General features: G+C 53.0%; 17 protein-coding genes. 8 read left to right on the top strand and 9 right to left on the bottom strand.

The window, feature by feature from the left end:
- Positions 1-71 precede the first annotated feature (71 nt).
- From EFA69_RS12260 to EFA69_RS12250, 4 genes are all read right to left on the bottom strand, one after another.
- On the bottom strand, positions 72-1,301 hold the full coding sequence (locus tag EFA69_RS12260; protein WP_123133337.1) for a serine hydrolase domain-containing protein: 1,230 nt from the start codon (positions 1,299-1,301) through the stop codon (positions 72-74).
- 444 nt (positions 1,302-1,745) lie between these two features.
- Positions 1,746-2,360 (bottom strand): acetolactate decarboxylase, encoded by a 615-nt coding sequence (locus EFA69_RS12255; RefSeq protein WP_394342826.1) that lies wholly within the window; start codon positions 2,358-2,360, stop codon positions 1,746-1,748.
- A gap of 211 nt (positions 2,361-2,571) precedes the next feature.
- Complete coding sequence (locus EFA69_RS20130) at positions 2,572-3,036, bottom strand: hypothetical protein (RefSeq protein WP_148041343.1); 465 nt, start codon at positions 3,034-3,036, stop codon at positions 2,572-2,574.
- Between the two features lie 125 nt (positions 3,037-3,161).
- Positions 3,162-3,650 (bottom strand): hypothetical protein, encoded by a 489-nt coding sequence (locus tag EFA69_RS12250; protein ID WP_123133336.1) that lies wholly within the window; start codon positions 3,648-3,650, stop codon positions 3,162-3,164.
- Between the two features lie 237 nt (positions 3,651-3,887).
- Here EFA69_RS12250 and EFA69_RS12245 point away from each other — a divergent pair, with 237 nt between their 5' ends.
- The 4 genes from EFA69_RS12245 to EFA69_RS12230 all read left to right on the top strand — a co-directional run bounded on the left by EFA69_RS12245 (position 3,888) and on the right by EFA69_RS12230 (position 8,415).
- Positions 3,888-4,640 carry an FkbM family methyltransferase gene (locus EFA69_RS12245; RefSeq protein ID WP_148041342.1) on the top strand — a complete coding sequence of 251 codons (753 nt, stop codon included), beginning with the start codon at positions 3,888-3,890 and terminating at the stop codon, positions 4,638-4,640.
- Positions 4,640-4,933 carry a DUF4834 family protein gene (locus EFA69_RS12240; RefSeq protein WP_123133334.1) on the top strand — a complete coding sequence of 98 codons (294 nt, stop codon included), beginning with the start codon at positions 4,640-4,642 and terminating at the stop codon, positions 4,931-4,933. Before EFA69_RS12245 ends, EFA69_RS12240 begins: the two co-directional genes overlap by 1 nt.
- A 61-nt stretch (positions 4,934-4,994) precedes the next feature.
- Positions 4,995-7,412 carry a YfhO family protein gene (locus EFA69_RS12235; protein ID WP_123133333.1) on the top strand — a complete coding sequence of 806 codons (2,418 nt, stop codon included), beginning with the start codon at positions 4,995-4,997 and terminating at the stop codon, positions 7,410-7,412.
- A 91-nt stretch (positions 7,413-7,503) separates the two neighbouring features.
- Complete coding sequence (locus EFA69_RS12230; protein ID WP_123133332.1) at positions 7,504-8,415, top strand: 1-aminocyclopropane-1-carboxylate deaminase/D-cysteine desulfhydrase; 912 nt, start codon at positions 7,504-7,506, stop codon at positions 8,413-8,415.
- On the opposite strand, the gene EFA69_RS12225 is transcribed toward EFA69_RS12230, so the two are convergent.
- Positions 8,412-9,617: a hypothetical protein gene (locus EFA69_RS12225; RefSeq protein WP_148041341.1), complete on the bottom strand. Its 1,206-nt coding sequence runs from the start codon at positions 9,615-9,617 to the stop codon at positions 8,412-8,414. The genes EFA69_RS12230 and EFA69_RS12225 overlap by 4 nt on opposite strands.
- Entirely contained in the window at positions 9,607-10,740 is a 1,134-nt protein-coding gene (locus EFA69_RS12220) for a hypothetical protein (protein ID WP_123133330.1), read from the bottom strand. The genes EFA69_RS12225 and EFA69_RS12220 overlap by 11 nt, the downstream gene beginning before the upstream one ends.
- Positions 10,741-10,898: 158 nt before the next feature.
- Here EFA69_RS12220 and EFA69_RS12215 point away from each other — a divergent pair, with 158 nt between their 5' ends.
- Positions 10,899-11,537 carry a DUF4230 domain-containing protein gene (locus tag EFA69_RS12215; RefSeq protein ID WP_123133329.1) on the top strand — a complete coding sequence of 213 codons (639 nt, stop codon included), beginning with the start codon at positions 10,899-10,901 and terminating at the stop codon, positions 11,535-11,537.
- Positions 11,538-11,594: 57 nt separating this feature from the next.
- Here the strand turns inward: EFA69_RS12215 and EFA69_RS12210 are convergent, their stop codons facing one another.
- Complete coding sequence (locus EFA69_RS12210) at positions 11,595-12,080, bottom strand: regulatory protein RecX (protein ID WP_123133494.1); 486 nt, start codon at positions 12,078-12,080, stop codon at positions 11,595-11,597.
- A 168-nt stretch (positions 12,081-12,248) separates the two neighbouring features.
- Here EFA69_RS12210 and EFA69_RS12205 point away from each other — a divergent pair, with 168 nt between their 5' ends.
- The 3 genes from EFA69_RS12205 (at position 12,249) to gloA2 (ending at position 16,364) form a co-directional block, all read left to right on the top strand.
- The gene (locus EFA69_RS12205) at positions 12,249-13,112 is read left to right on the top strand and encodes a DMT family transporter (RefSeq protein ID WP_245964559.1); all 864 of its coding nucleotides are present in this window, start codon (positions 12,249-12,251) and stop codon (positions 13,110-13,112) included.
- A gap of 177 nt (positions 13,113-13,289) precedes the next feature.
- Positions 13,290-15,917, top strand: a complete 2,628-nt coding sequence (locus tag EFA69_RS12200) for a DUF5686 and carboxypeptidase regulatory-like domain-containing protein (protein WP_123133492.1) — start codon at positions 13,290-13,292, stop codon at positions 15,915-15,917.
- A gap of 57 nt (positions 15,918-15,974) precedes the next feature.
- The gene (gene gloA2, locus EFA69_RS12195; protein ID WP_123133328.1) at positions 15,975-16,364 is read left to right on the top strand and encodes an SMU1112c/YaeR family gloxylase I-like metalloprotein; all 390 of its coding nucleotides are present in this window, start codon (positions 15,975-15,977) and stop codon (positions 16,362-16,364) included.
- 138 nt (positions 16,365-16,502) lie between these two features.
- Here the strand turns inward: gloA2 and EFA69_RS12190 are convergent, their stop codons facing one another.
- Together EFA69_RS12190 and EFA69_RS12185 are read right to left on the bottom strand one after the other, a co-directional pair.
- Positions 16,503-16,961 carry a hypothetical protein gene (locus tag EFA69_RS12190; RefSeq protein ID WP_123133327.1) on the bottom strand — a complete coding sequence of 153 codons (459 nt, stop codon included), beginning with the start codon at positions 16,959-16,961 and terminating at the stop codon, positions 16,503-16,505.
- Between the two features lie 76 nt (positions 16,962-17,037).
- Complete coding sequence (locus EFA69_RS12185; RefSeq protein WP_245964558.1) at positions 17,038-17,937, bottom strand: EamA family transporter; 900 nt, start codon at positions 17,935-17,937, stop codon at positions 17,038-17,040.
- Positions 17,938-18,164 lie beyond the last annotated feature (227 nt).

Here is an 18,164-nt window from a genome sequence, read left to right as displayed (position 1 = left end):
TAAAAAGCATCTCCTTTGCGTTTAGGGGCTCTTTTTGGGAAAAGAGCCCCTAAACGCAAAGGAGATGCTTTTTACCGCTTGGTTCTGGCGGCAATGCCAGGGCCTGTGGTATGGGCAGCACTGTCTGGGTGAGCAGGATACAATAACTTCCTGATTTCCTGCAGGTAGCTGAAACTTCCGTTGGGCAGGTTGCTGAGCACGATGAGGGCGCTGTGCTCTTTGGGGTGACGGAGCATATAAGAGGAGAAGCCGTGCCATAGCCCGCCGTGGTACACAATGGTATCGCCGTTTTCAATGGGCCTGATGCGCCAGCCAAAGCCGTAGTCTTCGTCTTTCTTCTTCTCGGGCCGGTAACCGGTAAAGGCTTCCTGCAAGGTTTCTTTGCTCACCAGTTTCTGCGTGTACAGCGCCTGGTCCCATTTATAAAGGTCTTCCACGGTAGAATAGATGCCTTTGTCGCCCAGCACGGTGTCTAAGTAATCTGAGGTGCGCTTCTGCCGGAAGCGGGTGTGGCCGGTGGCAATTTTGCCGGTGAGCGTGGCTACGTCTGGGCTGTAGGTGAAGGTGCGGGTCATCTCCAGCGGCTCAAAAATGCGCTCCCGCAGGAAATCGGCGAAGGGTTGCTCGGCTACTTTCTCCACAATGGAAGCCAGCAGGCTGTAGCCAGTGTTGCTGTAGTCAAACCGGGTGTTGGGCCGGTAGTAAGGCTTGGGCTGGTGGGCCACCATGAGGTTGATGACATCCTGGTTGGTGAGGTTCTTCTGGCGGTCTGGCCAAAGCTTATCGCTGAAATAGGTGTAATTAGACAAGCCGCTCTGGTGAGTGAGCAACTGCCTAATGGTAATGCCGTGGTACGGGAAATCTGGGATGTATTGCTGCACGCTGTCCTCGTAGGTGAGCTCCCCGTCTTCCTTCAGCATCATGATGGCCATGGCCGTGAACTGCTTAGACACCGAGGCCAACTGGAAAGCCGTTTCCACGGTAAGGGAATCCCGCTTATAGAAATCGGCCATGCCGAAGGCGCCTTTGTAGATGACCTGGTCATACTTGGTTACCAATACTGTGCCGTTGAAGCCCCGCCGTTTGTGGAAATACTTGAATACTGAATCCAGCTTCAGGGCCAGCTGCCGGGCACTATCGGCCGTAAATGCCGCGGGTACCGTTACCGGTTCCTTGGTGTCATCTTTGCCACCCCAAAAGCTTTTCCTCTTCCCCGCTTTCTGGCAACCCAGCAAGAGAAGACCGCAAAAAACGGCGGTGATGCCGCTAACAAAGAGTGATTTTGTCCTGAGAAAAGCCATACCTAATAATGCCAACAAGAAACCGGACGCTAAAGATAAGGCAACTACAGAAAATATTTGATGAAAAAGGAGAAGGAAGTGTGGCTGGCATTGGTTCACCTAGTCCAATAAAAATCATAAGGTGACCATTTTTCTTTGTTTGCTCCCTCTTGGTTGATTATGTTTCTTCTGCTGAGGTTCTGGGCTCGTTGTTTATCTGGGCTATGTCTTCTGCCTGTGCAGTTGTAGATGGTTTGCTGCTACAGCTAAAAATGAAAATCATTGGCAGGAAAGGCATTCTTTCTCCCATCCTTGTGTTTTAAAAACGGTTTTGGTTTTGCGTTTGAGCGGGTTACGGAGCTTACAGCAGTCAGTAGGCACTTGAATTGAATAGAGGCGCAAAGCTCCAAGGTAGGCACGTCAGCCTGCTTGATGTAAAGCGCGTGTTATGCCTTCATTGTTCATTCACTTAATTGGCAAGTAAAGTTTCATCGTGCCTTTCTTAAACAACACTTCGTCTAAATGCCCCATTTTTTGTCGGTCTGCAGTTATTAAGTGCATGTGCAGGTAGGTGTCATGGTGCGTGAAAATCGCCTTATGTTCTGTAGAGAAGAAGCCAATTATTTCTGATGGTTTATTCTTTACTTGGTAATTCACTTGCCCTTTATGTGCTTCGCCTGGTGAGCTCACTTTTGAACCTTTGGGTAAATTTACAACATGGATTGTCCCTTGTTCAACAACCCCAGCGAGCTTGAACATGAAGGGCCGCGGCGAATCTTTAGTTTCTTTATCAAGGTATTGTTCAAGCTGTTGAAGGGTTTGGATACTGGCAGGCAAAGTTCGTTCAGACCACCTGGCAATGTTCGCATAACCAAAAAAAGGAGCTTTCAAGTCATACGTTTCTTCAACTTTCATGGCCGTGTCAGAAACAACCTCGGACCTGTAAGACTTGCCGTCAATAATTAGGACTTCTCCTGATAAATATTCAACTGGTCCTAATCCGTATAAGTTCTTCTTATTGGCAATGGTGTCCAAGTGTATGTTCCCATGGAGTTGCCCTTTCCACATTACATTTCTCATTTGACCAACAATCTGCACCTGATTAGATGTTTGTTGAGCGTGTGCAGAGACACTTGTCAAAATCGCAGTTGAGAGTATAAGGTGTAATGTTCTGAAGTTCATTTTTACTATTTGCTGTTTAATGTTTCTGCGTCGTTTCCCATGAAGTCTAGCAAATGTGGTTAAACGACAGCAAAACCGTTGACCAATGCTTACACAATGGTAGTAATTGTTATTTATGTCTAAAATTTGTAGTAGTACTTTGGATTCCAAATTCAGGAGGGGCAGAAGATGAATAAATATGATAGGGTATTTTTGTGTTAGTCTCAAGTTCTTCATTGTTGATTGATAGCAACTTTGATGTTGCAGATGATAAAAATCCAACAGAAACAGAGATAATACTATCTGAAGATAAGCGCCAAGTTCCGGTTACCATCTTTGGTGATATATTACAAGGAAAATGCCTGTCCACTTTCCCGTCAGAATAAAATTTATAATACCCAGCTTGGTAGCAAGAGTCTAACACGGCAGACTGAACTCTATATACGGTTTTCAGATCCTCACTGTAAAAAGTGGTCGTTATTTTATAAGGGTACCAATTATATCTTGTTATCAGTGATTTTGGAGATAGATCAATTGGGTCTTTTTTACAAGAAGATATGAGGATAATTAAAAAAAGGATGCTGATGTATTTCATTTATACTTGTTATTCGTTTTAGAATTATGATTGTATAACGTCTAGTGCATGAGGCGTGCAAGGCCGTCGGCCGAAGCATGGCATATGCACCTTGTTACGCGAAGTTGTTTTTATTTTTACACGTGCTATTTTGTTAGCTCTAAAGAAGGATTTTCCTGCTCTAATTCGTTTCCAATCTTATTTAGCAAATACATCACTACTAAGGGCACTATGTTGACAACAAGGAAAGCTTCATCGTGGTCCGTATTCCAGTTATATTCAAAGCTGGACAAGGCAGCATTTAGTTTTAACAGCATACCTTCAGTTATGTCGAAACCGATAGACACCCCTAATCCTGAAATATATTGAAAACTATAGCCCGCAACGGCGAAACCAATTAATTGAATGATTTGATTAATTCTGGAGGGTAGCATTCCTTCTGCAGGGTTATTTAGCAAAATTAGTCCGCTAGCAACTGAGAATAAGTATAGTATTAGCATGACGAACAGGAGGAGAACTGCATAACCATTGAAAGCTTCGGTTTGTAATATGTATTGAATCATCATTCCAAGTCCGATGATTCCGCCAATTATCTGATACCAGCTAAGAATTTTTATTTCAGTATCTAATTTCATCTATTTTCAATTACGCGTAACTAAAGTATAAACGTATCAATTACCTTTATCCGGCCTATATTTATCACCAAACCTACGTTTATCATACCTGTACCGGCAGATAAACGTACTTGGCTACCCAATATACTATATAGCCACCACTTCAGGAAGCGCCTCCCGTTTAGGGGCTCTTTTTCTAAAAACAGCCCCTAAACGCATCCCTTTGTTTTCTCTCTTCAGATTCCTGAACTTTACCGCGTGAAACTTCTCCGCAAAATATTGGTCAAGGCGCTCGGGTTTGAGGGCTATCTCAGGCTGGTCAGCCGGATGTACATCATTATGGTGGGCTCGGGCCGGGGCCGCGAAAAATACCCAGAGCTGTTCTTCCTGAAAAAAATCATCAGGCCGGGTTCTACTTGTCTGGACATCGGCGCCAATCTGGGCTATTATTCCACGTTCCTGTCCAGGCTGGCCGGGCCGAACGGCAAGGTGCTGGCCGTGGAGCCGGTGCCGCTGTTCGGGCGCATCTGGCAAGACAACGTGCGGGCCAGCGGCGTAGACAACCTCACGCTGTTGCCGTACGCCCTGGGCGGCGAGAACACCACCATTGAGATGGGCACGCCCGTGCGCAACGGGCTGGTACACCACGGCATGACCAAAATCGCGAGCTCGGCGCAGGAGCAGTACGCCCAAACCTATCAGGTGGAAATGCGCGTGCCCGATGAACTGTTCTCCCATCTGGACCGGCTGGACTTTATCAAATGCGACGTGGAAGGCTATGAGCACCAGGTGTTTGCCCGCCTGCAGGAAACTATAAAACGCCACAGACCGTTGATCCAGACAGAGCTCAACGGCTCAGAGAACCGCCGCGCCGTGGTAGAGATTTTAACCGGTTTAGGCTATGGTGTGTACACGTTAAGCGAAAAACAGACGTTATCTGCCTGTAGCCCGCAAGAAATTGACCAGTACCAGGGCGGCGACTTTTATTTCAAACCAAACCCTAACGCCTAGTGAAATTTATTTTGATCATGCTGGCGGTGATGTTCCTGTTGCGGTTCTTAATGCCGTACATCATCCGCTTTCTCCTCAAAACGTTTGTCCAGAAACAGATGCGCAAGGCCCAGGAATACGCCACCTTCCAGGGACAGCCGCATCAGCAGCAGCAATACCAGCAGGCCCGGCAGCACCGGGCCCAAACTTCTTCCGGGGGCGCTAAGGTAAAGGTAGACTACGTGCCCCAGGAGAAGCGTCCGCGCAAAGACTTCCCCGGCGGCGAGTACATAGATTATGAAGAAGTGAAATAAACTGAGTATCTTTCAAGCCCGATGCCCGCCGCATCGGGCTTTTTTATTGCAATCAAACCCCATGGCCTCACCTAAACTCGACTTCAACCGCCAAGTGTTGCCGCACCTGCTGGTGCTCCTGTTTTTCCTGCTGCTGGTAGTAGCCTATTTCTCACCCATCTTCTTTGACGGCAAAAGCCTCATGCAGCACGACGTGGTGCAGTTCCAGGGCGGAGCCAAGGAGATTGCCGATTTCAGGGAACGTACCGGCCAGGAAGCCCTCTGGACCAACTCCATGTTCAGCGGAATGCCCGCCTACCTCATCAGCGTGCAGTTCTCCGGAGATCTGTTCCAGTACGTGCACTCGCTCTTCACCGCCGGGTTGCCGCTGGTAGCCTCCAATATCTTCATCACGCTGGTGTGCGCCTATGTCATGTTTGTGGTGTTCGGCCTGCGGCCGATGCTGGCCGCCGTAGGAGCCGTTGCCTATGCGTTCGTGTCTTACAACTTCGCCATTCTGGAAGCCGGGCATAATACCAAATCCCTGGCCATCGCCTACCTGCCGCTGGTGCTGGCCGGGCTGTGGCACGCCTACAGAAAGAACCTCTGGATAGGGGCGGCGCTGTTCGCCTTCGGGTTAACCATGCACATCCGGGTGAACCACTTGCAGATCACGTATTACCTGCTGCTCATTGTGCTCATCTTCGGGATTGTGGAGCTGGTGGCCTGGGCCAAAGAAGGCCGCATAGCAGATTTTTTCAAGCGCACCCTTATCCTGGCCCTTGGCGCCGCCCTGGCGGCCGGTGTGAGCTTCGGGCGTATCTATACCACCGCTGAGTACGGAAAATATTCCATCAGGGGAGCTTCTGAACTAACCCAAGGCAAAGACGCCGCTGAGGTAGGAACCGGTCTTGACCGGGAATATGCCTTCCAGTGGAGCTACGGCGTGGGCGAAACCATGACCCTCTTGGTGCCCAATTTCTACGGCGGCGCCTCACAGGGGCCACTGGAGAAAGACTCTGAAACCTATAAACAATTAGTGCAGGGCGGAGTGCCGGAGGCGCAGTTGCAGAACGCCACCATGCCGTTCTACTGGGGCGACCAATCCTTTGTGGGAGGTCCGGTGTACATGGGGGCTATCATTTGCTTCCTGTTTGTGCTGGGCTTGCTGGTAACGCCGCGCCGTCTCTGGGTTTGGCTTTTGAGCGCCACTATCCTGTCCTTTATGCTGAGCTGGGGCAAGAACTTTGAGGCCTTCAATTACTTCATGTTTGACTACTTCCCGGGCTACAACAAGTTCAGGGCGGTGAGCATGGCGCTGGTGATTGCCCAGATAACCATGGTGCTGCTGGCCATTCTGGCCCTGTGCCGGGTCATCCAGAACGAGCCTGTTGAGAACCTTCAGAAGAAACTGTTGATCGCCCTGGGCGCTACCGGTGGGGTTTGCCTGCTGCTGGTGGTCTTGAGCGGCACGTTTGATTACGTAGGTGCCGTAGATGAGCAGCTGGCCCAGTACCAGTATCCTATCCAGGCCATCAGGGAAGACCGGGCGGCCATGCTGCGCGGCGATGCCTTCCGCTCTCTGGTGTTCATTCTGCTGGCGGCCGGGGCACTGTACCTCTACACCAAGAAGAAACTCACTTCTTTCATGGCTACGGGCATCATTGGCTTGCTTATTCTGGTAGACCTCTGGACCGTAGACAAACGTTACCTCAACAACGACGACTTCCAGAAAGACTACAGCGCCACGTACTTCCAGCCTACGCCCGCTGACCTGGCTATTCTGCAAGACAAAGACCTGAGCTACCGCGTGTACAATGTGCCTAACCCGTTCAATGATGCCCGCACCTCGTACTTCCACAAATCCATTGGCGGGTACCATGGGGCCAAACTGCGCCGCTACCAAGACGTGATTGAGCAGCACATTGCGCAGGGCAACATTCAGGTGCTCAACATGCTCAATGCCAAATACGCCATCACAGGGCAGGAGCAAAATCCTGTGCAACTGATTCCGGGGTACTTGGGTAATGCCTGGTACGTAGATGAGATCAGAGCCGTGAACTCGCCAGACGAGGAACTGGCCGCCCTCAAAGGCATTGATGCCAAGCACGAAGCCATTGTGGACGTCTCTAAATTCCCGAACGTGAAGCCGCAGGGCTACACCACCACCGGCTCCATCATCAAACTGATTGAGTACCAGCCTAACTACCTCAAATACACGGCTGTGGCCGCGCAACCGGTGGTAGCCATCTTCTCAGAGATCTACTACGCAGACGGCTGGCAAGCGTACCTGGACGGAAAGCCGGTAGACCATTTCAGAGCCAACTACATTCTGCGGGGCATGAACGTGCCGGCCGGTAACCACGTCATTGAGTTCAAGTTTGAGCCGAAGGAATACAGCCTGGGCAACACGGTGGCGCTGGTGTCGTCGCTGTTGCTGTTCGCCGGACTGATAGGGGCGGTGGTGTATGGCTTCCGCCGGAAACCTGCTCACGTATAACTGAAGTTTGCAGCGGTGGGCGTTTAGGGGCTCTTTTTCCAAAAAGAGCCCCTAAACGCCCACCGCTTTCTTTTTTAGATTTCTTTGCCGTATGTCTGTGTTTCTGCAACCACTTTCAGATCCAGTACTCACCCAGAAAGGGGTGGAGGTAGCGGTGCTGCGCGAAGACCTGCTGCACCCCAGTATTCCGGGCAACAAATGGCGGAAACTCAAATACAACATTAGGGCCGCGCAGGAACAACAAGCCCAGACACTGATCACCTTTGGCGGCGCTTTCTCCAACCACATCGCGGCGGTGGCCGCTGCCGGGCAGGAGTACGGGTTTGCCACGCTGGGCTACATCAGAGGCGAGGAAATCCTTCCCCTAAACCCCACGCTGCAGTACGCCACCGGCTGCGGAATGGAACTGCGGTACCTCAACCGCACTCAATACAGGCTTCGGAACGACCTCCAGTTTCGGGCCGAAATTGAAAAAGCGGCCCCTAAACCCTACCTGCTCCCCGAAGGCGGTACCAACCTGTTGGCCGTAAAAGGCTGCACCGAGATAGTGTATGAACTGACCCAGCCCTGGGATGTGCTCTGCGTGGCGGCCGGCACCGGCGGCACCCTGGCCGGTATAGTGGCGGGAGCCAAGGGGAAGGGAAGTATCCTCGGTTTCCCGGCGCTCAAGGGAGGCGAGTTTCTGCAGCCTGAAGTCGCTCAACTGGTGCAGGCGTATACCGGGCAAGCCTACCAGAATTGGGAGTTACAGACCGGGTATCATTTCGGCGGTTACGCCAAGCATACTCCGGAGCTTCTCACTTTTATTCAGGACTTTCATGCCACGCAGGGCATTCTGCTGGACCCTGTATACACCGGAAAAATGCTCTATGGCGTGTTTGACCTCATCATGCAGGATTATTTTACTCGCGGCACAAAATTAGTGGCGGTGCACACCGGCGGGCAGCAGGGCTGGGCTGGCTACGCGCAGCGGTATAACCTAAATCTGGGTTTTATAGACTAATCTATCTTTGGGTGAATCTTGTCCCAGGCGGGGAGGCGGTGCCCCCAGATCTGCTTTACACCTACGGCGGCCAGCATGAAAATGAACGGCAGTATGGGAGCCATAAACCGGCAGTCCCAGTCTTCCACCGTGAACATGACCATGAGTGTCTGTAGGCCTATAATGGTGAAGAAAGCCAGTATTGCCGGCGCATTCCTCTTACGGCGCAGAGCCCAGCCGGAGAGAAGATAACAGGGGTAAACCGTGAAGAAGATGAAGACATTGTGCGCCTTGGAGAAATATGGTTTGGCGAAGGCCAGAAAGACAGCCCCCTTCACAAAAGCCAACTTCAGGAAATAAACAGGGTTGTACCAAAAGAAAAGCGCAAGTTTTTCCACCGCCGGAGCATCTGCGGGCGGCATCTGGAGCGTACTAGGTGGCACCAGACGGTACATGGTGGACCCCGGTGGCGTGAGACTGGAGTAGGCGGTGCCGTAAATAATCTCGCCGCGGGCGTACGTCTCTACCAGGGTAAAGGGGCCCAGCAGCTGGTTCAGGAGCAACAGAAACAGTACGCCCACGCCGCCCACCGCCCAGAACATTCTTCGGCGGTCCTGGGGGGATGCCCGTTCCAGATATTCCGCCAGATAGTAAACCGCCGCCGCGGCTACGGCTATGAACCCGTTGGGCCGCACCAGGCAGAGGAACAGCCACAGCGGGAGGCTGAGCAGTCGCATCTTCCGGGTCTTGCAAAGCACCAGAACAGCTACGCAGCAGACCAGGGTGCTGGTGAAAAGGGATTCGGTTAAGAGATAGAAATTCCACTGCTGTATATCCTGGCTGGAGGCCGCCAGCAACGCGGCCGCAAAGGCACAGAGACGGCTGTTGGTAAGCACTACCACCATGCGCTGCACCAGAAATAAGGCCACCAAAGAAAGCAACACCTGAAACCCCACCAGATACCCAAACGGTAACCCCGCTTTCATGAACAGCGCCATTACAGACGTGTAGCCCGCGTACCGGATGTCCTGGCCCAGGTCATAATGGAAGTTCTGCGCAATTTCCTGGGCATAGGGGATGTAGCGGAAAATCGCGTCGGCCGGGATCTGGATGCCTGATCTTCGGTAGAGAAACCATTGCAGCAGGAACCAGACCACCACCGGAAGCGCCACCAGGCCCATATTTCGCCAGGCTGATAAGCGGGAGGAGAGCTTAGGAGCCAAGGGCGGAACGGTTAAAGACCAACGGAAAACGCGACTGCACTCCCACCGCAGCCAACAGCAGAAACGATGGTAAAACCGGATAAAGCCATCGGCCATCCCAGTCTTCAATGGTGAGCATAGTAATGCCTGCCTGCCACAGAACCGGCGTAAGCAGCAACGCTTTTACAGATGTTGGCAGCTGACCGCGCCGCCAACCAGCCCAGGCAAAAGCATACACGGGCACCAGAAAAAGGATAATGGCTACATTGTGCGCCAGCGAGTAAAACGGCTTTATGTGCGCAAAAAAGAAAAAGCCTTTCAGCAGGGCCATGCCCAGAAAGTACAGGGGGTTGTACCAGAAAAACCAGAGTACTTGCCCCAGTTGGGTAAGCGTGGGAGGCGGCATCTGGGGCTGGTGGTACTGGTTCAGGACAAAGCCGTAATAGCCATAAATGAGGTCGCCGCGTTCATACGGGATCATGAGCATGAAGGCCTTCAGCAGAAACCTGTCCAGCACAACATAAAACCCAACCGCCGCCAGCAGCCCCACGGTGCCTAAAACCCATTTATTGTACGCCCTGAACGGCCTGTAGGTAGAGATTAAATAGGTGGCCGTTGCAAACAGTAAGATGAAACCGTTCGGCCTCACCAGCACGGCCCAGAGAAGCGTAAGCGCAAACCCGATCCAGAGAGAACGGCGCTTGGGCAGGAGCAACAGACTGAGGCAGATGGTAGAAAAACTGGTAAACAGGGAGTCTGTGAGGATATAGCAGTTCCAGGCCTGTAGATCGGGGTTGAGGGCATAAAGGGCGGTGGCAAGGAGGGCCAGCCAGGCGTTGCCGGTGAGGTGTTTGGCCGCCTTGTGCAGGAAAAAAGCCGCCAGACCCGAGACCGCCATCTGCGCCGCCACCACTAGTTGCAGCGAGGCGCCCAGCCCAAAGAAGGGCAGCAGAAACCCTGGGTACCCCACGTAACGCCACACCTGCGGGTAGGTAACCGGTTGGCCCGCCAATACCTCATTGGTGAAAAGAATAAACCGGTGGCTGTCATACACAATCCGCACGCCGTAGTGCTGAAAAAGCAGGAACTGCAGTAGAAGCCAACCCAGCACCAGCAGGGCCTTTGTCGCCGTTATCTTTGTCATAGAGTTAACCTGCCGGAGGTGCTTCAAAGGTACAAAATTTCAGGGGCTTGCGGAGGTTCTGCCGTTTTGGGCCAAATTCTGAAAAAACGGCGGCTAAACGGTAAAGAAAACCTTCGGCAAGGTTTTCGCATATAGAAGGGTACATCTATCTTTTGTCAATGCGTCTACTTTTTGTGCTTCGTAAGCTTATTCCCTGGGTGCTGCTTTTGGTGGCGGTGGGGTTAGCCTGGCGTTTTCTGCTTACCCCGGTGCGGGATTTCCTGGCGCCCAAGGAGGAACCCCGCGTAGAGATAAACCATAATACCGTGCTCACCAAGATTGAGGAAATGGGCAAACTGGAACTGGTGCGGTTCAACTTTAAAGATGTGGTGGAATACAAGAAGGAAGTGTCCCGGTTTCTGCCCGACTCTAAAGTGGCGCTCATTGTGGGCGGCGAAGCCGTGGGCTGTATTGACCTGCAAAAACTAAAGCCCAGTGATCTGCATTTTATTGGCGACTCGGTGCTGCACGTGAGTTTGCCGGCCCCTGAGATTTGCTATTACCGCATAGACCACACCCAGTCCAAAGTCTTCAGCAAGGAGAACACCTATTTCCGGGATGCCGATCTGGTGGACGAAGGCTATAAATACGCCGAGGCGAACGTAAAGCAGGCGGCGCTCAACAGCGGTATTCTGAAGCAAACCTCCGTGAACGCCGAGAAAATTCTGAAGCCTATGCTGGAGAACATGACCGGCCGCAAAGTCTACCTCATGCCGCAGGAAACCATGGCCCCTCCGCCGGTACTCAAGAAAAGGTAAGCCAATGTCGTTTAGGGGCTGTTTTCAGAAAAAGAGCCCCTAAACGACATGCTATTTTTAACTCAAGCCCAGCTCGCGCCACGCGTCCTGGATCAGGTCTAGTTCATAGCCTTTGCTTTGCAGGAAGTACTGGATCTTCTGGCGGCGGGCCAGCGGGTTGCGCTCTCCTTCAGAATGGTTTTTCTTTTCCAGCAGGTGGAGGAGGTTCTGCCAGTACACATCGGGGTCAATTTCCTGCATGCCCTTCCGGATGCAGTAGTCTGAAAGGCCTTTGGCTTTGAGCCCTAGCTGAATCTTGCGGCGACCCCAGCGCTTTAAGCCGTATTTGCCGCGCACAAATGCTTGGGCGTACCGTTCTTCGTCCAGCAGTTTTTCCTGCGTGAGCAGAATGACCAGTTCATCGGCCTCGTCCAGGTCCAGTCCGTAGTCCAGCAGTTTGGCGCGTACCTCGTTCTGGGTGCGTTCCTGGTAGGCGCAGTAGGCGGCAATTTTAGGCAGCGCCTCTTTCTTGGTGTAGACTTTCTTTTTCTTGGGGCTGAACACAGGCAAAAACGTTGGTGAGAATACTTAAAGCAGTATAACTTCTTAACCAAAAGTAGGCAAAAACAGTTTGCCAAAAGGCATGCAACTGGGAGGGAAAACTGGAAAATCTGCGCTTCTCCCCCAGAAAACCCCCTACCTTTGCGCCCGCAATTCCCAACGCTTTCCGTTATGACCAAGGGTGTCCAGTACATGCTGCTTTCCACGTTCTTCTTCGCGCTTATGAACGTCTGCGTGAAGTTTCTGGCGCACCTGCCGCCCATGGAGGTGGTCTTGTTCCGGTCAGTGATTTCTCTGGTGCTGAGTTACGGGATGATTCGGCAGGCCAAGGTATCGCCCTGGGGCAACCGGAAGCCAATTCTGGTCATGCGCGGGTTGGCGGGGGGCTTTTCGCTGCTCATGTTCTATACCACGTTGCAGAACATCCCGCTGGCGGGGGCGGTCACCATCCAGTACCTGGCGCCCATCTTCACCGCTTTGCTGGGGGTGTTCATCGCCAAAGAGAAAGTGGCCCCGTGGCAGTGGGTGTTTTTCCTGATTTCCTTCTCTGGGGTGCTGGTGATTGAGGGGGTAGATACGCGCATTTCGCTGTACTATCTGCTCATTGGCATAGGCAGCGCGTTTCTGTCTGGGGTGGCGTACAACTCGGTGCGCAAACTGAGCGAGACCGAGCACCCGCTGGTCATTGTCTTTTATTTCCCGCTGGTGTCTTTGCCGCTCTCGCTGGTGTTCTGCTTTTTTGACTGGGTGCCGCTACAGGGAAACGATTGGCTCTGGCTCTCGCTCACGGGTATTCTCACGCAGCTGGGGCAGTACTTCATGACGCGCTCTTACCAGGTGGAGAAGCTGGCGCGGGTGGCCAGCCTCAATTACATTGGTATTCTGTACGCGCTGGCGCTAGGCATGCTGTTCTTCGGGGAGACCTTCCACCTGTACGCCTATCTGGGCATTGCGCTGGTGCTGCTGGGCGTGGTCCTGAACATGCAGTACAGCCGTAAACTCAGGAAGCTGGAAACTGCCCAGGCAACCAAATAGACGTTTAGCGCATCTTTTTCCAAAAACAGGCGCTAAACGTGCGGTAGGGCTAGAGTGCTGCTGCTTATCTTCACCTAGCGCTGCGCCTGTGCCAGACATAGGACATTGTGAATATTTTGCCGATGTGCCTATGTCATACCCGTAGAAAATCACGTTATGCTGCCAAACCCTTTGCCTATGCTTTCTGTGTTTCTGGCTCTGTTCGCCTCCCGGCGATTGTCCGTCGTGTTCCTGCTGTGTTGTGGTCTTGCCGTAAGCTGGGCGCAGGCGGGTACGCTTAAGGGCAGGGTAACCGATGAAGCCGGCAAGGGCCTGGCGTTTGCCACCGTGTATTTACAGGGGTCTACCGTGGGCTCCACCACCAATGAGCAGGGCGACTACCAGTTTGCCGTGGAGCCGGGGAAGCATACGGTGGTGTTTCAGTACGTGGGCTACAAGAGCCAGACCAAAACGCTTGAGGTGCCGGAAGAAGAGCAAACTTTTACCCTCAACGTACAGCTCCTGCCCGATGTCTACAACCTGAACGAAGTGCGCGTGAGCCTCAGCGGGAAAGATCCGGCGTACGGCATCATGCAACAGGTGATTGCCAAACGCGAGTACCATCTAAAGGAAGTGCAGGCCTATACGGCGCAGGTGTATGTGAAAGGTTTGCAGCGCCTCATTGACGTGCCCAAGCGCGTGCTAGGCGTCATTAAAGTACCGGCGGGGCTCAAGCCGGGTATTCTGTACCTGTCTGAGTCGGTGGCGGAGATGAGCTTCATGCAGCCCAATAAGTACCGGGAGCGCATGATTTCCTCCAAGGTGAGCGGCAACAGCCGGGCCTTCAGCTTTAACCAGGCCTCTGAGTTCAACGTGAATTTTTACCAGAACCTGGTCAAGGCGCAGGGCGTGAACGAACGGGGTTTTGTGTCGCCGCTGGCGAACAATGCCATGTTCTTCTATAAATACGAACTGGTGGGCAGTAGCCAGAACAACGGACACCTCATCCACCGCATTAAAGTAATTCCCAAACGCAAAAGTGATCCTGTAGTGTCTGGTTATCTGTACATTGTAGACGGAGACTGGCGTCTGCAAAGCCTGAACCTGTACGTGACCAAAGACCAGCAGATTGAGTTTGTGGACACCCTTCGCATTACGCAGCAGTTTACGCCCGCCCCCGGCAACGTGTGGGTGCTGCAGTCGCAGAAGTTTACGTTTGACGTGAAAGGGTACGGGTTTAAGGGCAACGGGTATTTTATGGCCGTGTACAGCAAGTACCGCATAAAACCCGCTTCTTTCGTGAAGCAGGAACCGGCTCCGGTGGCCGCCGCACCTGCCCAAACCCTCACTCCCCCGGCAGCCGCGTCTGCTCCAGCTCCCAAACTTACCCGTAAAGAACGCAAAGCCCAGAAAAGCGCCGCTCCCGCCCAAGGGATGCCAGATGCCGAGTTCTTCAAGAAAAAGGAGGTGCTCCTGATTGAGAAGGAAGCCAACACGCGTGACAGTGCTTATTGGGCCCAGATAAGGCCCGTGCCGCTCACGCAGGAAGAGGTGGTGGATTACCATAAAAAAGACAGCCTGCAGGTCATTAAAGACTCCAAGCCGTACAAAGATTCTTTGGACCGGAAGAACAACAAATTTTCCGGCACCAGCCTGTTGCTCTCGGGGTACTCGTACCGCAATTCCTTTGAGCGCACCAGTTTCAGCATAGAGCCCATCACGCGTATCTGGCAGTACAACACCGTAGAAGGGCTGGTGGCCAACCTGCGCATTGACTACTCCAAACAGTTTGAGGACCGGCGGCGGTACACCATTTCCCCCACGTTGCGCTATGGGTTCAGCAATGAGAAGCCCCAGGCCAAGCTGTCAGCTACGTACTATTATGATTTGATCAAGCGCCGCGCCGTGGGGGCGGAAGGGGGGCGCTTTGTGAGTCAGTTCAACCCCAGTGAGCCCATCACGCCCTTTGTGAACACGGTGTATACGCTGCTGTGGGAGGAGAATTACGCCAAGCTGTACCAGAAAAGCTTCCTGCGGCTGTGGCACAACCGGGAGCTGTTCAATGGTTTGTCGGCCACGTTCCAGGCCGAATATGACCAGCGCGAGATGCTGTTCAACACCACTGACTATGTCCTGCGGGACCACGCTTCCAAGACGTTCAGCCCCAACAACCCTGACAACGCCGAGGTGGGGGAATATATCACCTTCCCGCGCCACCAGGCGTTGGTGGCCAGCGTCCGGCTCCAGTTCCGGCCGGGCACCAGGTACATTTCGCACCCAGACCGGAAAATTAACCTGGGTTCGCCCTGGCCTACCTTTAGCTTGAACTACCGCAAAGGCATAGCCGGTGTGCTGGGCAGCGACGTTGACTATGACTTCGTTTCTGTGGGCGTGAGCGATAACCTGCATTTAGGCCTGCTGGGCTCCAGTAACTACTCGGCCAGCGTGGGTACGTTCTGGCGGAAGAAGGAGATGTACTTCATGGACTTCCGGCACTTCTCCGGCAACCGCACCATTCTGTCCGGTGACTTCAGTGGGTTCCAGCTGTTGGATTACTACCGCTACAGCACCCAAAAGACCTACGTGGAGGCGCACTACAGCCACCATTTCAACGGTTTCATCCTGAACAAGATCCCGCTGCTGCGCAAGCTCAAGCTCCAGGAAGTGGGCAGCTTGAACTACCTGCATACAGACGCCGCCGGGCATTACCTGGAGGTGGGCGTAGGCCTGGAGCACCTGTTCAAAGTATTCAGGGTAGATTTTGTGACGGGCTTCCAGGAGAGCGAGAAAGTGAGCTCCGGTATCCGGATTGGGTATGGGTTCTAAATCCGCCTGGGCCCGCGTCCTTGCCTTCGGCATAGCCGAAATGCGTACCTTTGCCTCATGCTAGACCTCCAACACCTCCATCATATTGCCGTAATCTGCACAGATTACCCTATTTCCAGGCGTTTCTACACGCAGATACTGGGGCTTGAGCTGGTGCGGGAGGTTTATCGGCAGGAAAGGGATTCCTATAAAGCTGATCTGGCCCTGAACGGGCACTATGTGCTGGAGCTGTTCTCGTTCCCCAACGTGCCGGCGCGGATGTCTTACCCAGAAGCGGCGGGGCTGAGGCACCTGGCCTTTGCGGTGGCAGACGTAGAGGCCGCCAGAAAGAGCCTGCAAGGGCAGGGAGTGGAGGTGCAGGAAATTAGGGTAGATGAACATACCGGCAAACGGTTCTGCTTCTTCTCTGACCCAGACGGCCTGCCGCTGGAATTGTATGAGCTGTAAATTTGCGTTTAGCGGCTCTTTTTCCAGAATCAGGGCTAAAACGCGCTCCTTAGTCCCCGGCCCCGGATGGTCTGGAAAAGCGAAACCCACAGCTTTCGCCGTGGGTCCACTCAATTTAAACATAAACAACCCTTAAAATTATAAAGCGGCAATAGACACTTTCGCGGTTTTTGGTGCCGGCCGGGCATCAGAAGTATTGGGGTAAGGCTGCACCTCCGTCAGGATCAACTGGTAGGGTTTCCCGCCCAAAAGCACCTGCACGGTATCTGCCGACCGTATCCCACGGTCTTCGGGCACGGTGAGCGCATCTCCCAGGTACAGGATTTTGGTGGCTTCGTTCCCTTTCTGGTCCTTTACCTGCACGTAGGTTATGGCAGAGCCCTGCCGGATGCACATGGCATTCATGGGGCAGCGGCTGTCTTCCACTTTCAGCAACTGCAAGGTCATGTCCTGCACCGCTACGGGCTTCTGTAGAGGCAAGGACAGGGCCATTCCCAACGCGGTTACTTCCTGCTGCTCCGTGGTGCCCAGGTTTTCTGTGTGCGCACAACCTGTTAAAAGAAGGCCCGCGGCCAGAAAGAAGACGCTGTTTTTCATGCAGAGGAAAGTTTAGGAACCACTGTTACCAAGAAGAGCCCTAAACCGGGGCATTGGTTGCATGGGCCGGAGGAAATCAGGAAAGTTTTTCCGGCTTTCTGCCGATGGGCAGGTTGTACAGCACCACAGACAGGAAAATTATCCCGTACGCCACTATTTTCTGCTGGCTGGCCACCTCCCCGAAGTACAGGAACGCCATGGTGAAGTTGATGATGGGGTTGAGGTACATGAGCACGCCCACCGTAGCAGATTTGAGTTCTTTGAGCGCATACAGGTTCAGGAACAGCGGGAACACCGTGAAAAGCCAGCTCAGTAACACAATCTGCCCCGCAAAGTGCGCCGTGATAGGTTGGGCCGCGGCCCCCACAAACCAGGGGTAGCTGGGGCCAATGAAGGCAAAGGCCAAAAGCAGTTGCAGCGTGAGCAGTACAATCTTGTCATAGTCTTTGAGCAGCCGCTGGGTAATGAGGTAAAAGGCGTAAGAAGCCGCAATCACCAGGCTGAACAGCAGGTTGTACACAGAATCTGTACCCACCAACAGGCAACTCATGAGGCTGAGCGCCACAGAGATCCATTGGTTTACGCGTAGGTGTTCCTTCAGAATCAGGTAGCCCAGCGTGGCCGTGAGAATAGGGCAGAGCAGGTAAGAAAAAGAGCCGGTCTGGATGTCTACGTGGTTCACCACATAGATGAAGGCCAGCCAATTAATGGTAAGCAGAAAGCCGCCCAGCAGCGTGAACAGCAGAAACCTCCGGCGCTCAAATGAATTGCTTCCTCTGAAAATGTTGATGGTTTGGCGCCATTGCTCCCGCCGGGTGGTGCCAGAGATGACCAGCAGCGTGAGCACCGCCACCAGTACCCTGAAGTAAAGGATCTGGCTGCTGGGGTAGGCGGTTAAAGCTTTGAGGGGAAAGGGGATAAAGCCCCAGATAACGAAGGCACTGATGGCAGCGCCGTGGAAACGGTCAAATCTCACAATATTTTTTTCAGGAGCACAAAGGTAGAGTTTGCGCCCCGCACTGCCTAATATGCCGGTCCCTGCGCCTGAAAACAGAAGTGGCCTTTGCCCAACCAGACATTTTTCTCTGAGAGGAAGGCGTTTAGCGGCTCTTTTTCCTAAAACTTGCCCAAAACGCCAAACCAGTAACCAGGCAGTGGCATGAAAGACGGTGTGCACTGGTATTGCTTCTGTTGTATATTTGA

Source organism: Rufibacter immobilis, assembly GCF_003721565.1.
Taxonomy (GTDB): domain Bacteria; phylum Bacteroidota; class Bacteroidia; order Cytophagales; family Hymenobacteraceae; genus Nibribacter; species Nibribacter immobilis.
The sequence above is the reverse complement of the archived record's forward strand: the minus strand, read 5'-3'. Positions and strand labels throughout refer to the sequence as shown.

Coding starts and splice junctions, on each gene's coding strand:
- EFA69_RS12260 (WP_123133337.1), bottom strand. CDS start 1,301: ATGGCTTTTCTCAGGACAAAATCACTCTTTGTTAGCGGCATCACCGCC.
- EFA69_RS12255 (WP_394342826.1), bottom strand. CDS start 2,360: ATGAGAAATGTAATGTGGAAAGGGCAACTCCATGGGAACATACACTTG.
- EFA69_RS20130 (WP_148041343.1), bottom strand. CDS start 3,036: ATGAAATACATCAGCATCCTTTTTTTAATTATCCTCATATCTTCTTGT.
- EFA69_RS12250 (WP_123133336.1), bottom strand. CDS start 3,650: ATGAAATTAGATACTGAAATAAAAATTCTTAGCTGGTATCAGATAATT.
- EFA69_RS12235 (WP_123133333.1), top strand. CDS start 4,995: ATGGCCTCACCTAAACTCGACTTCAACCGCCAAGTGTTGCCGCACCTG.
- EFA69_RS12230 (WP_123133332.1), top strand. CDS start 7,504: ATGTCTGTGTTTCTGCAACCACTTTCAGATCCAGTACTCACCCAGAAA.
- EFA69_RS12220 (WP_123133330.1), bottom strand. CDS start 10,740: ATGACAAAGATAACGGCGACAAAGGCCCTGCTGGTGCTGGGTTGGCTT.
- EFA69_RS12215 (WP_123133329.1), top strand. CDS start 10,899: ATGCGTCTACTTTTTGTGCTTCGTAAGCTTATTCCCTGGGTGCTGCTT.
- EFA69_RS12205 (WP_245964559.1), top strand. CDS start 12,249: ATGACCAAGGGTGTCCAGTACATGCTGCTTTCCACGTTCTTCTTCGCG.
- EFA69_RS12200 (WP_123133492.1), top strand. CDS start 13,290: ATGCTTTCTGTGTTTCTGGCTCTGTTCGCCTCCCGGCGATTGTCCGTC.
- gloA2 (WP_123133328.1), top strand. CDS start 15,975: ATGCTAGACCTCCAACACCTCCATCATATTGCCGTAATCTGCACAGAT.
- EFA69_RS12190 (WP_123133327.1), bottom strand. CDS start 16,961: ATGAAAAACAGCGTCTTCTTTCTGGCCGCGGGCCTTCTTTTAACAGGT.